The organism is Novosphingobium sp. DS6-6 (assembly GCF_057784975.1).
The window spans coordinates 1-12384 of record NZ_JBYNTS010000005.1 but is presented as its reverse complement, the minus strand read 5'-3'; the positions used below and the strand labels follow the sequence as shown (position 1 = coordinate 12384).

Annotated in this window: 9 protein-coding genes and 1 pseudogene; 8 read left to right on the top strand and 2 right to left on the bottom strand. The window is 66.6% G+C overall.

What is annotated here, in order from left to right:
* Window positions 1–37 precede the first annotated feature (37 nt).
* The 7 genes from hisS (at window position 38) to AC3EDY_RS07345 (ending at window position 9662) form a co-directional block, all read left to right on the top strand.
* Window positions 38–1300, top strand: a complete 1263-nt coding sequence (gene hisS, locus AC3EDY_RS07375; protein WP_488571842.1) for a histidine--tRNA ligase — start codon at window positions 38–40, stop codon at window positions 1298–1300.
* Window positions 1300–2370, top strand: coding sequence for a peptide chain release factor 1 (gene prfA / locus AC3EDY_RS07370; RefSeq protein WP_488571841.1), 1071 nt, complete (start codon window positions 1300–1302; stop codon window positions 2368–2370). The genes hisS and prfA overlap by 1 nt, the downstream gene beginning before the upstream one ends.
* Window positions 2363–3322, top strand: coding sequence for a peptide chain release factor N(5)-glutamine methyltransferase (prmC, locus tag AC3EDY_RS07365; RefSeq protein WP_488571840.1), 960 nt, complete (start codon window positions 2363–2365; stop codon window positions 3320–3322). Before prfA ends, prmC begins: the two co-directional genes overlap by 8 nt.
* A gap of 209 nt (window positions 3323–3531) precedes the next feature.
* Window positions 3532–4413 carry a DUF4167 domain-containing protein gene (locus tag AC3EDY_RS07360; protein ID WP_488571839.1) on the top strand — a complete coding sequence of 294 codons (882 nt, stop codon included), beginning with the start codon at window positions 3532–3534 and terminating at the stop codon, window positions 4411–4413.
* A 34-nt stretch (window positions 4414–4447) separates the two neighbouring features.
* A complete protein-coding gene (gene lnt / locus AC3EDY_RS07355) occupies window positions 4448–6082 on the top strand; it encodes an apolipoprotein N-acyltransferase (protein ID WP_488571838.1) in 1635 nt (544 codons plus the stop codon).
* A 39-nt stretch (window positions 6083–6121) separates the two neighbouring features.
* On the top strand, window positions 6122–7339 hold the full coding sequence (gene metK, locus AC3EDY_RS07350; RefSeq protein ID WP_488571837.1) for a methionine adenosyltransferase: 1218 nt from the start codon (window positions 6122–6124) through the stop codon (window positions 7337–7339).
* A gap of 235 nt (window positions 7340–7574) precedes the next feature.
* Complete coding sequence (locus tag AC3EDY_RS07345; protein WP_488571836.1) at window positions 7575–9662, top strand: TonB-dependent receptor; 2088 nt, start codon at window positions 7575–7577, stop codon at window positions 9660–9662.
* A 15-nt stretch (window positions 9663–9677) separates the two neighbouring features.
* Here the strand turns inward: AC3EDY_RS07345 and trmB are convergent, their stop codons facing one another.
* A complete protein-coding gene (gene trmB / locus AC3EDY_RS07340) occupies window positions 9678–10391 on the bottom strand; it encodes a tRNA (guanine(46)-N(7))-methyltransferase TrmB (protein ID WP_488571835.1) in 714 nt (237 codons plus the stop codon).
* A gap of 101 nt (window positions 10392–10492) precedes the next feature.
* On the opposite strand from trmB, the gene AC3EDY_RS07335 reads away from it, so the two are divergent.
* The gene (locus AC3EDY_RS07335) at window positions 10493–11791 is read left to right on the top strand and encodes an NAD(P)/FAD-dependent oxidoreductase (RefSeq protein WP_488571834.1); all 1299 of its coding nucleotides are present in this window, start codon (window positions 10493–10495) and stop codon (window positions 11789–11791) included.
* Window positions 11792–12280: 489 nt separating this feature from the next.
* Here AC3EDY_RS07335 and AC3EDY_RS07330 read toward each other — a convergent pair.
* Window positions 12281–12384 (bottom strand): annotated as a pseudogene (locus AC3EDY_RS07330) (IS630 family transposase); the annotation flags it as partial.

The window sequence follows — 12384 nt, the reverse complement described above, 5'->3', positions numbered from 1 at the left end:
TTTCCCGCGTGGCAGAAAGCCGCTATCCGCGCGCGCCATGAGCACGCAAGCAACACCCACCCCGCAAGCCATCCGTGGCACCCAGGACATCTTCGGGCCGGACGCCGAAGCGTTCGGCCACGTGGTGGAAACGTTCGAGCGCGTGCGCAAGCTCTACCGCTTCCGCCGGGTGGAAATGCCGGTGTTCGAAAAAACCACGGTGTTTTCGCGCTCGCTCGGCGAAACCACCGACGTCGTGTCCAAGGAAATGTATTCGTTCGAGGATCGCGGCGGCGAATCGCTGACCTTGCGCCCCGAATTCACGGCGGGCCTGGCCAGGGCCTATCTTACCAACGGCTGGCAGCAGCATGCCCCGCTCAGGATCGCCACGCACGGCCCGCTGTTCCGTTACGAGCGCCCGCAGAAAGGCCGCTATCGCCAGTTCCACCAGATCGATGCCGAAGTGATCGGCGCGGCCGAGCCGCAGGCCGATGTGGAACTGCTGGTCATGGCCGACCAGCTCTTGCGCGAGCTGGGCATTGCCGATGGCGTCACGCTCCATCTCAACACGCTGGGCGATGCAGCCAGCCGCGACGCCTGGCGCGCCGCGCTGATCGCCTTTTTCGGCGCGCACAAGGCGCAGCTTTCCGAAGAATCGCAGGATCGGCTGGAACGCAACCCGCTACGCATTCTCGATTCCAAGGACCCGCGCGACAAGCCCTTCACGGCACAGGCACCGAAGATCGATCAGTTCCTGTCGGCCGAAGCGGAGGATTTTTTCGGCAAAGTGACGGCCGGGCTCGATGCCGCGGGCGTCGCCTGGGTGCGGGCGCCGGCACTGGTGCGCGGGCTCGACTATTATCGCCACACCGCGTTCGAGTTCATTACCGACCGGCTCGGCGCGCAGGGCACAGTGCTGGGCGGCGGGCGCTATGACGGATTGCTGGAAGCGCTGGGCGGCCCCGCCACCCCGGCGGTGGGCTGGGCCGCGGGCGTCGAACGGCTGGCGATGCTGGTGGCCGATGCGCGCACCATTGCCGAACCGGCCGCCGACGTGGCGATCGTGCCGCTGGGCGCGGCCGCGGAAGCGGCGTGCATCGGTCTTGCTGCCAGCCTGCGCCGTGGCGGGCTGACCGTCGACATGGGCTATCGCGGCAACATGAAGAAGCGGATGAGCCGCGCCAACGAAAGCGGCGCGCGTTTCGCCCTGATCGTCGGCGATGCAGAGCTGGCGGCTGGCGAAGCCATGGTCAAGAACCTGGTCACCGGAACGCAGGAACGCCTCGCGCTTCATGCCATTCCGGCGCATATTGCCGCCTGATGGCCGTTTCCGACGCACGCCTGGCGCAGATCGCGGCGCGTTTTGCCGAGCTTGAGGCGCGGCTTGCCTCCGGCACGCTGGAAAGCGAGGCGTTCGTTGCCGCCAGCCGCGACTATGCCGAGCTGGAACCCGTGGCGCGCGCGGCCCGCGCGGTGCAGACGATGCGCGCCGAACTGGCCAGCCTTGCCGCCCTGGACGAGCCGGACGTGGAGATGCGCGCCCTGGCCGACGAGGAAATGCTGGCGCTGCGCGGGGCGCTGCCCGGGGCCGAGCGCGCACTGGCCATTGCGATGCTGCCGCGCGACGCGGCCGACGTGCGCCCGGCCATGCTGGAAATCCGCGCCGGCACGGGCGGAGACGAGGCCGGGCTGTTCGCTGCCGACCTTTTCCGCATGTACGAACGCTTTGCCGCCGAGCAAGGCTGGAAAGTGGAGGTGATCAGCGCCAATGCCAGCGAACTGGGCGGCTTCAAGGAAGTGATCGCCCATGTCGCGGGCCAGGGCGTGTTCGCCCGGCTGAAGTTCGAAAGCGGCGTGCACCGCGTGCAGCGCGTGCCGGTCACCGAAAGCGGCGGGCGCATCCATACCAGCGCCGCGACGGTGGCCGTGCTGCCCGAGGCTGACGAAGTCGACGTGGCGATCGAGGACAAGGACCTCAAGATCGACATCTACCGCGCCAGCGGGGCGGGCGGCCAACACGTCAACACCACCGATTCGGCCGTGCGCATCACCCACCTGCCCACCGGGCTGGTGGTGACCCAGCAGGACGAGCGCAGCCAGCACAAGAACCGCGCCAAGGCCATGCAGGTCCTGCGCACCCGACTTTACGATCTGCGTCGCGAACAGGCCCAGGGTGCCGAGGCCGAGGCTCGCCGCGCGCTGGTCGGCTCGGGCGACCGCTCGGAACGCATCCGCACGTACAATTTCCCCCAGGGCCGCGTCACCGATCACCGCATCAATCTGACGCTGCACCGCCTGCCCGAAGTGCTGGCCGGCACCGGCCTTGGCGAACTGATCGACGCCCTGACCGCCGAGGACCAGGCCAAGCGCCTCGCCGCGATGGATGCCTGACCGGCCGCCACGCGCGGGGCCGCATACCCCCCCGCCCCGCCGCTCTGAAGAGGAGGGGCTTGGGGGTGGCGGGGGCCGGAACGCCCGTATCCGCGAGGCTCTCGTCCATGCCGCGCACACGCTGGCCGACGCCAGCGACACGGCGCGGCTCGATGCCGAAGTGCTGATGGCCAGCGCCCTGGGCTGCACGCGCGCGGACGTTCTGCTGCGCCATATCGATCTGCCCGTGCCGCCCGGCTTTGCCGCGCTGGTGGCGCGGCGGCAGCGGGGCGAACCGGTGGCCTATATCGTCGGCACCCAGGAGTTCTATGGCCTGGAACTGGCCGTGAGCCCCGCGGTGCTGATCCCGCGGGCTGACACTGAAACGCTGATCGACGTGGCGCGCAAGGCGCTGGACCGCCGCCCGCCCGCCCGCGTTCTCGATCTGGGCACCGGATCGGGCGCGCTCTTGCTGGCAGCGCTGTCTGTCTGGCCACGGGCGCAGGGCGTGGGGGTCGAACGGTCGGAAGGAGCGCGCGCGGTGGCGGTGGCCAATGCCCTGCGCCTGGGCATGGAACAACGCGCGTCGGTGCGCGCCGGGGACTGGACCAGCCCGGGCTGGGCCGCCACGCTCGGGCGTTTCGATCTGGTTCTGGCCAATCCGCCCTATGTGGAACAGGGAGCCGCGCTCGATCCGGGCGTGCGCGATTTCGAGCCGGCCGAGGCGCTTTTTGCCGGGGCCGACGGCATGGCCGATTATACCGTGCTCGTGCCGCAACTACCTGATCTGCTTTGTCCCGGGGGTGTTGCGGTGGTGGAGATCGGCTGGCAGCAGGGCGCCGCTGTGCTGGCGCTTGCCCATGCCCACGGGTTCGACGCCACGCTGCATCGTGACCTTGCCGGGCGCGACAGGGCGGTGGAAATGACGTTTTGCCACAATATTTCACTTGGCAAGGCCGGTGGCGATCACTAATTGTAGAGGCAGGCAGGGCGACGGATGAAGGCTTCCCGTCCCGGCCAGTTCCACCATTTGCGCCCGCATCGGCCCTGTTTCAGGGACTTCCGGCTGGCAGATGCTGGGGATCTGCGCACCCGCGCGTGGCGGGCGCGTGGCGGAGGGTTGCGCGGCGGCAGGATCGGGACACGATACCGAAAGCCGTCCCAGACAAGGACGTGCCTGAGTTGAACAATAATCGTGGAAACAACCGCCGGCGCGGCCGCGGGAACAACCGTCCGCAAGGTGGCGGCCAGCAGCTTAACCGTATCGATAGTCGCGCCCGGGGCAACGCGCCGCAACTGCTCGAAAAGTATCGCAAGATGGCGCAGGATGCCCATCTCAACGGCGATCGCGTCCAGGCCGAATACTATCTGCAGTTTGCCGATCACTATTTCCGCGTGATCGCCGATACGCGCCTGCGCCAGGAAGAGGCGCGCCAGCGTCACAACGGCGAACGCTGGACCGAGGGCGAGAGCGAGGACGACGGCATGGACTTCTCGATCGAAGGCGATTTTCCCGCTTTCGACCGGCCCTACGTCCGCCGCGAAGAACGCGAAGCGCGTGATGCGGAGCGCAACGATCGGACCGAGCGGCAGGATCGCCCGGAGCGACAGGAGCGGCAAGAACGCCCCGAACGCGGCAACGATCGCAATGGCGATCAGGGCAACGGCCGCCGCCGTTTCGAAGACCGTCGCGCACCGGCCCAACCGGTCGCTTCGGCCGATGCTGCCGCCGAAGGCCCATTGCCGATCGAAGGCGTGCGCGCCGACGAGGACGATGCGGCGATCGACGCGGCAGGCGATGCCGCCGGCAATCCGTTCCTGCGTGAAAGCCGCGGTCTGCGTGGAACCCGCCAGCGTACCGAGCGCCGCCCGCGCCGCACTGCGCCGCCGGCAGAAGGCCTCGATCCGGCCAGCCTGCCGCCGGCCATCGGCATACGCAGCGAACCGGCGCCTGTTGTCGAAACGCCCGATCCGGCCGCCGAACCGGTGAGCGAAGCAGCCCCCGCGCCGAAGCGGCGTGGCCGCCCGCGCAAGAACCCGCTGCCCGAGAACGCCGAAGGCTGATTTTCGCCCGGCCCGGGCGCATGGAAGCGACACGATGAACGTCTGGCTTCGCGCCCGTCTGGCGGCGCTGCTCGCGCTGGGGGACGCGGCGCTTTCCGGGCGCGGCGAAGCCTTTGCGTTGGTGCTGGCCGGCGGGCTGGGCGCGCTTGGCTTTGCGCCACTGGGCTGGTGGCCCTGCACGCTGCTGGCGCTCGCCCTGCTGGCGGCCCGCACGCAGCGCGCACGCGGTCCATGGCACGCGCTGCGCATAGGCTGGCTATGGGGCTGGGGCCATTTTTCCGTGGGCAATGGCTGGATCGCCACGGCTTTCACCTATCAGGCGCAGATGCCGGCCTGGCTGGGCTGGGTCGCCGTGCTGCTGCTGGCGTTTTATCTGGCACTGTTTCCGGCCGTCGCCACCCTGATGGCCTGGTGGCTGGGCCGGCGCTGGCGCCTGGCGCCGGTGCCGACGCTCGCGGCCTTGTGGATCGTCACCGAATGGGCGCGTGGCTGGGTCTGCACCGGGTTTCCGTGGAACCCGCTGGCCGCCACGGCGCTTGGCGGTTTCGATCGTCCCGGGCTGGCACGCGCCCTGCCCTGGCTCGGCACTTATGCCCTTTCGGGGCTCGTCGTACTGCTGGCCGGCCAGTGGCTCTTTGCCTTGCGGGCCGTGGTGGGGCGGCGCTGGGGGCCGGCGGCGGCGCATTTCGCCCTGCCGATCGTGTTGTTCCTGCTGCCGCTGGGCGGACAGCGGGCCACCGGCACTGTGCCCTTCACGCTGGTCCAGCCCGATATCGCCCAGGACGAGCTCAACGATGCCGCACTCTACGAAGCACAGTTTCAGCGGATCGCCACGCTTTCACTGCCGCGTCAGCCTGGCCAGAAACGCCTGGTGCTGTGGCCGGAAAGCGGCGTGCCCGATTACCTCAAGGAAGGCTATCCCCGTGCCTGGTACGCCGGCACCACTTATGGCGGCGATCCCGCTTTGGCGCGGGAGCGCCTGGGCCGCATGATCGGGCCGGGCGCGTTGTTGCTTACCGGCACGATCGATCTGCAGTTTGCCCGCGATGCCGGCCCGGATGCAGCGCCGACGGGCCTGTGGAACGTGGTCACTGCGCTTGACGGCGCGGGCAGGCTGCATGGCGATTATGCCAAGGCGCATCTCGTGCCTTATGGCGAATATCTGCCGATGCGCGATATCCTGACGCCCCTGGGCCTGTCGCGCCTGGTGGCGGGCAACATCGATTACAACGCCGGCCCGGGGCCACGGACGCTGGATTTCACCGCGCTGGGCCTGCCACGCGTGGGCGTGCAGATCTGTTACGAGATCGTCTTTTCCGGCGGCGTCACCGATCGCGCCCATCGGCCCGACATGCTGTTCAACCCCACGAACGACGGGTGGTTCGGCGCCTGGGGCCCGCCCCAGCACCTGGCCCAGGCGCGGCTGCGCGCGATCGAGGAAGGTCTGCCCGTGCTACGTTCCACCACCAACGGCATTTCGGCGGTGATCGATGCCCAAGGCGGGGTGCGCGCCTTTGCCCCTCGCTATGTGGCCGCGCGCATGGACGGCTTTGTGCCGCCGGCCCTGCAGCCCACGCTTTTTGCGCGGCTGGGCAATATACTGCCGCTTTCGTGGGCCGCAGTGCTTCTTTTGATGGCCCTGGTTGCGTCGCGCCGGCGCGCGCGCTAGAGGCAGCACATAAAGATTGCTTTATATCGGACTTCCGTCATGCGCAGCGATTACCTGTTCACTTCCGAAAGCGTTTCCGAAGGCCATCCCGACAAAGTGGCGGACCAGATCAGCGACGCGATCGTCGATCTGTTCCTGAGCAAGGATCCCGAGGCGCGCATCGCCTGTGAAACGCTGACGACCACCAATCTTGTCGTGCTGGCCGGCGAAATCCGCGGCAAGGGCATCATGGATGCCGACGGGCAATGGGCACCTGGCGTGCGCGAGGAAGTGGAAGCCGTGGTGCGCGCCACGGTGAAGCGCATCGGTTACGAGCAGGACGGCTTCCACTGGCAGCACTTCCGCTTTGAAAACAACCTGCATGCGCAGTCCGCCCATATTGCTCAGGGCGTCGATGCCAGCGCAAACAAGGACGAAGGCGCGGGCGACCAGGGCATCATGTTCGGCTTCGCCTGCGACGAAACGCCCGATCTGATGCCCGCCACGCTCGATTACAGCCACAAGATCCTGCAACGGCTGGCCGCCGATCGCCATTCCGGCGCGGCCCCGTTTCTGGAGCCTGACGCCAAGAGCCAGGTGACCCTGCGCTTTGCCGGCGGCCGCCCGGTGGCCGCCACGGCCATCGTCGTTTCCACCCAGCACAAGCCCGGCTACGACGAAGGCGCCAGGGATGCCGAACTGAAAGCCTGGGTCAAGCAGGCCGTCGCCGCCGTCATCCCGGCCGAACTCCTGTCTGATCGGACGGTCTATCACATCAACCCCACCGGGAGCTTCGAAATCGGCGGCCCGGATGGTGACGCCGGGCTCACCGGCCGCAAGATCATCGTCGATACCTATGGTGGCGCCTCGCCCCACGGCGGCGGCGCCTTTTCCGGCAAGGACCCTACCAAGGTCGATCGCTCGGCTGCCTATGTCACCCGCTATCTGGCCAAGAACATCGTCGCGGCCGGCCTTGCCAAGCGCTGCACCATTCAGGTCGCCTATGCGATCGGCGTCTCGCAGCCGCTTTCGCTCTATGTCGACACCCACGGCACCGGCATTGTCGACGATGCCGTGCTGGAGCGCGCAGTGGAACTGGTCGCCAAGCAACGGCTGGGTGGCCTTACCCCCCGGGGCATCCGTATCGGGCTTTCGCTGAACAAGCCGATTTATGGCATCACGGCCGCCTATGGCCATTTCGGCCGCACGCCCGATGGCGATTTCTTTCCCTGGGAACGCACCGACCTGGTGGACGATCTCAAAGCCGCGCTGGCCTGATCGGCCGCCCTGCGCGCGACAAACCGTGCCGGGCTTCACGAATCAGGCCTGCTTCATCCTGCGTTCAGGTGGATCATGGCCAGAGCCGGCGCAGATCGACAGCATCACCGGGTTCTGTTGATGAAATGTTATATCGTTCCCAATTCAGGCGGGACGCAGTATTGCGGAGAGGCCGAATCAACACGCCATGGCCTGCCTTTTGCACGGCACGTATCGGATTCTGGAGGAAAATTGCATGCGTTCAACCCTGCTGCTCGGATCGGCCCTTGTGGCCCTGGCACCTGCCACGGCCTTTGCGGCGGCCGTCACGCCCGTCGATGCCTTGCCCCCTGTCGAAGCGGCGGGTGACGACGCCGGCAGCACGGGCGCCGGCAACACGGGAATGGGCAACACGGGACCGGGCAAAGCGGCCGGTACTGCTGCCCCGATCGTGGTCACGGCAACGCCGTTCGGCCACACCGCCGATGAAACGCCGACGATTTCCACCCGCATCGATGCCGGGCAGATCGCCCGCGCCGGCGGGGCCAGCATCGCCGATGCGCTGCGCGACACCCCGGGCATTTCCGCCAGCGGCTTTGCCGCGGGGGCCAGCCGCCCGATTATCCGCGGCATGGACGCCACCCGCGTGCGCCTGCTGGAAGACGGCACCTCCAGTTCCGACGTCTCGGATATCGGCCCTGACCATGGCATTCCCATCGATCCGCTTTCTGCGCGGGCGATCGAAGTGGTGCGCGGCGCCGCCACGCTGCGCTATGGCAGCCAGGCCATCGGCGGCGTGGTCAACACCATCAATAATCGCGTGCCCACCGCCCTGCCGGAGCGGTCCATCGCGGCCCAGGCCAGCGGCAGCTATACCACCGTGAACAAGGGCGTCGAAGGCGCCGCCCTGCTCGATGGCCGGGCGGGGCAACTCGCGCTCCATGCCGATGGCTTCTGGCGGACCACCGACGATTACGACACCCCGTTGGGCAAGCAGCAGAATTCGTGGTTCAACGGATGGGGCGGGTCGGTCGGCGGGTCCTATTTCCTGCCGGGCGACAAAAGCCGGATGGGCCTCGCCGTTACGCACTATGATGCGCGTTACGGGGTCCCGAGCGACAGCACCTATATCGACATGCGCCAGACCAAAGTGATGACGCGCAACAGCTTCGCGCTCGATTCCGGCCTGCTCAAGACGCTGACTTTCGATGGCAGCTATGGCGATTACCAGCATTCGGAAAAGAACCCCGACGGTTCGATCGAATCGACATTCAAGAACCGGGAATGGAATGGGCGCGGCGAACTGCTGCTCAACGCGCTGGGCCCGGTACGCAACACCGCGCTGGGCGTGGAATACATCAACCGCAAGTTCCAGGCGCTGGGCGAAGACAGTTCCTACCTGTTCCCGGCCACGGTCGAATCGGTCGCCGGCTATCTGTTCAGCGAAATCGGCCTTGCCAACCGCCTCCATGTCGAAGCGAGCGGCCGTGTGGAACATGTCCGGACCACCGGCACGCCCGCCAGCGATCTGTTCACGGTGCGCGATTTCACGCCCGTCAGCGGCTCGATCGGCGCGCTTTACGAACCGGTCGACGGTTTCAAGCTGGGGCTCAGCTTCTCCAGCACCGGCCGCGCACCGGCGATGACCGAGCTGTTCTCACGCGGCGCCCACCACGGCCCGCAGACGTTCGAAACCGGCGATCCCGATCTGAAAATCGAACGCGCCAACTCGCTGGAAGCCAGCCTGCGCGTGCGCCGGGGCGGTTTCCGCTTCACCGGCTCTGCCTATGCCACGTGGTTCAGGAACTATATCTACGGCGATCTTACCGGGCGCACTTGCGAGGACGACGGGGTCTGCACCACGGCGCCCGACGGCGAGCTGCGCGAGTTGTTCTATCGCCAGCAAGGCGCGCATTTCCGCGGCCTGGAAGCGGAAATGAGTCAGGATCTGGTCAAGACCGAAACAGGCACGTTCACGGCCAAGGTGCTGGCGGATTACACCCGCGCCACGCTGGACAGCGGCAACAACGTGCCGCGCATCCCGCCCTATCGCGTGGGTGGCGGGTTCGATTGGCAGGGCCGCACGCTCGATGCCGGGATTACGTTCACGCACTATGGCCGGCAGGACAAGTTCGGGGTGTTCGATACGCCGACGCCCGGCTACAACGCCCTTAACGTGAACCTCGCCTGGCGTCCGTTCCAGAGCCACCCCGGCATCGAGTTCGCTATCATCGGCCAGAACCTGACCGACGACGTGCAGCGCATGGCCACCGCGCTCAACAAGGATCTGGTCGCCATGCCCGGGCGCTCCGTCCGCTTCGTGGTCAAGGCCGCCACGTTCTGACCAGGCGCGCGCCCGCTACGTCCGCCGGTATCGGAAGTACCAGACTTCATGCCCCTGGGCGCGGGCCTTGGCGGCATAGCGGGTTTCGGGCCAGCCACCGGGGCGTTGCTGGAAATCCTGAGGCGCGCGTGCCAGCCAGCGGAACTGGTCGGTGTGGCGGCGCATGACCATCAGCGCATGGCGCAGATAGACCGGGTGATCGGTGCCGAAACGGAATTCGCCGCCCGGCTTCAGCTTGCGCGCAAACAGGTCGACCGGCCCGTCGTTCATCATCCGGCGCTTGGCGTGGCGGGCCTTGGGCCAGGGATCGGGATGGAGCAGATAGAGAAACGAAAGCGTGCCATCGGGCACGCGTTCGAGCACGTCGAGCGCATCGCCATGATGGATGCGCACGTTGCCGAGCGGCGGACGGGCGCCGTTGTCGCCGTCCACGTGCATCAGGGCCTGGGCGACGCCGTTGAGGAAGGGTTCCGCCCCGATAAAGCCATGATCGGGCAGCAGGTCGGCGCGATAGGCCATATGTTCGCCGCCGCCGAAACCGATTTCGAAATGCAGCGGGCAATCGTGCCCGAACAGTGCCCGCGCGGTCACCAGCCCCTGGGCGGGCACGGCGATCCGCGGCAGCAGCGTATCGACAAGGGCTTGCTGGCCCTGGCGAAGGGGCTTGCCCTTGGCGCGGCCATAGAGCCGGTTCAGCGTGGTCGGATCGCCCGATTTGTATGCCGTCATGGGGCGCAGCCGATGGCAGCGGCACGGCGCGCGGTCAATGCCCGGATGGCGAACGCAAACGGTTTTGCTTGATCTGTGATCGATCTTTGCAAAGATCGGCCATGGCCATCAACCCGTCGCTTGACCGCCCCGCCACTTATTATTCAGCGAGCCTGGCGGACGAGGCCGCATGGCCAGCGTTGGAGGGCGATCACAGTGCCGATGTGGCCGTCATCGGCGGCGGCTTTACCGGCGTCAACACCGCGCTGGAATTGGCCGAGCGCGGCTTTTCCGTTGCGCTGGTGGAAGCGAACCGCGTGGGCTGGGGACAGAGCGGCCGCAACGGCGGGCAGGTGACCGGCAGCCTTTCTGGCGAGGGTGAATTGCGCCGGCAATGGCGCCGCCGCCTGGGCGCGGAGTGCGACGATTTCATCTGGTGGCTGCGCTGGCATGGGCACGACATCATTGGTGCGCGCACCGCCCGCCACGGCATTGCCTGCGATCTGAAGCAGGGCCACATCCATGCCGCGATGAAACCGTCGCACATGGCCGAGCTGGAGCGCATGTTTGCGCAAGCCGGCGCCCGCGGCATGGCCGACGATGTCGTGCTGCTCGACAAGGCCGGCATGCGCGACCATCTGGAAAGCCCGCTCTATTGCGGCGGGCTGCTCAATAACCGCAACATGCACCTGCACCCGCTCAAGCTCTGCCTGGGCGAGGCCAAGGCCGCGGCGCGGCTGGGCATACGCATTTTCGAAGGATCGCCGGTGGTGGACATCGTCCATGGCCCGCGGCCCCGGGTGGTGACGCCCCAGGGCACGATCAGCGCGGCCCAAGTGATGATCGCCGGCGACGTCTATCACAAGCTGGAGCGCAAGCGGCTGGGCGGCATGATCTTTCCCGCGATGGGCGGTATCGTTGCCACCGCGCCGCTGGGCGAGGCGGCACGGGCGATCAATCCGCACGATCTGGCGGTCTACGATTGCCGTTTCGTGCTCGATTACTACCGGCTCACCGCCGATGGCCGCCTGCTCTTTGGGGGCGGCGCCAACTACTCGGGCCGCGAGTCGCGCTCCTTTGCCGACGAATTGCGCCCGGCGATCGAAGCCACCATTCCGCGCCTCAAGGGCGTGAAGATCGAGCACGCCTGGTCCTGCGCCATGGGCATCGTGATCAACCGCGCCCCGCAGCTGGGCAAGCTGGCCGGCAACGTGTGGTATGCGCAGGGCTATTCCGGCCATGGTGTCGCCACCAGCCACGTCGTGGCCGCAGTGATGGCCGAAGCGATTGCCGGCACGATGGAGCGCTTCGACGTGTTCGCCGCGCTCAAGCCCGTGCGCCTTCCGTTGGGCGACAGGCTGGGCAACCCGCTGCTGACGCTGGGCATGCACTGGTATCTGCTGCTGGAAAGGTTCCGCTAGAGCGCCCGGCGATGTTCCGCGCCAATCCGAAATCAGCGCCGTTCGTCTAAGAATCCGTTATTACACGGCTTGGACCAATCCCTGTCGTTCAACGTCCCATTCGTGGAACCCTACACCTGCCATTGATTCATCTTCAACGGCGAAAGCTGGAATGACAAGGCTTGGGACAAAGCTTTCATGCCTGTACAACTCCTTAATTGTCAGCTTCTTATAAGATCGGACATTCGCGTGTACGTCTACAGCAACCTTAGAGCCTGAAGCGAGCAACGCAGGCCAATCCGGACTGACAGCTTCTCGCGCCAAAGGCGACGCGGCGCAAAAAACTGACTCTGGCTGTCGATGAATGAGATTGGTCTGGAGACCCATATGACGAGCACAGTTAATACTGTTCTGAAAGATCGAGGAAGCCAGCCTTGTCTTGGCATTTGAAATACTGGGATACGATTGATCAGCTCTATTGGAGCCCGGGCCTACTAGAGCAGATTCCGATCACTCTGGCTCATAACCTGCTGCGATAAAGTAATTTGTGCATTCGTGGGGTGTGAAGCGTGGCAGCGCATCGCGAATGGCATCCCAGAGTTCGGGGACAGTCC

What these genes read in the sequence shown, in the direction of transcription:
- hisS (WP_488571842.1), top strand. Translation starts at nt 38, where the DNA reads ATGAGCACGCAAGCAACACCCACCCCGCAAGCCATCCGTGGCACCCAG.
- prfA (WP_488571841.1), top strand. Translation starts at nt 1,300, where the DNA reads ATGGCCGTTTCCGACGCACGCCTGGCGCAGATCGCGGCGCGTTTTGCC.
- prmC (WP_488571840.1), top strand. Translation starts at nt 2,363, where the DNA reads ATGCCTGACCGGCCGCCACGCGCGGGGCCGCATACCCCCCCGCCCCGC.
- lnt (WP_488571838.1), top strand. Translation starts at nt 4,448, where the DNA reads ATGAACGTCTGGCTTCGCGCCCGTCTGGCGGCGCTGCTCGCGCTGGGG.
- metK (WP_488571837.1), top strand. Translation starts at nt 6,122, where the DNA reads ATGCGCAGCGATTACCTGTTCACTTCCGAAAGCGTTTCCGAAGGCCAT.
- AC3EDY_RS07345 (WP_488571836.1), top strand. Translation starts at nt 7,575, where the DNA reads ATGCGTTCAACCCTGCTGCTCGGATCGGCCCTTGTGGCCCTGGCACCT.
- trmB (WP_488571835.1), bottom strand. Translation starts at nt 10,391, where the DNA reads ATGACGGCATACAAATCGGGCGATCCGACCACGCTGAACCGGCTCTAT.
- AC3EDY_RS07335 (WP_488571834.1), top strand. Translation starts at nt 10,493, where the DNA reads ATGGCCATCAACCCGTCGCTTGACCGCCCCGCCACTTATTATTCAGCG.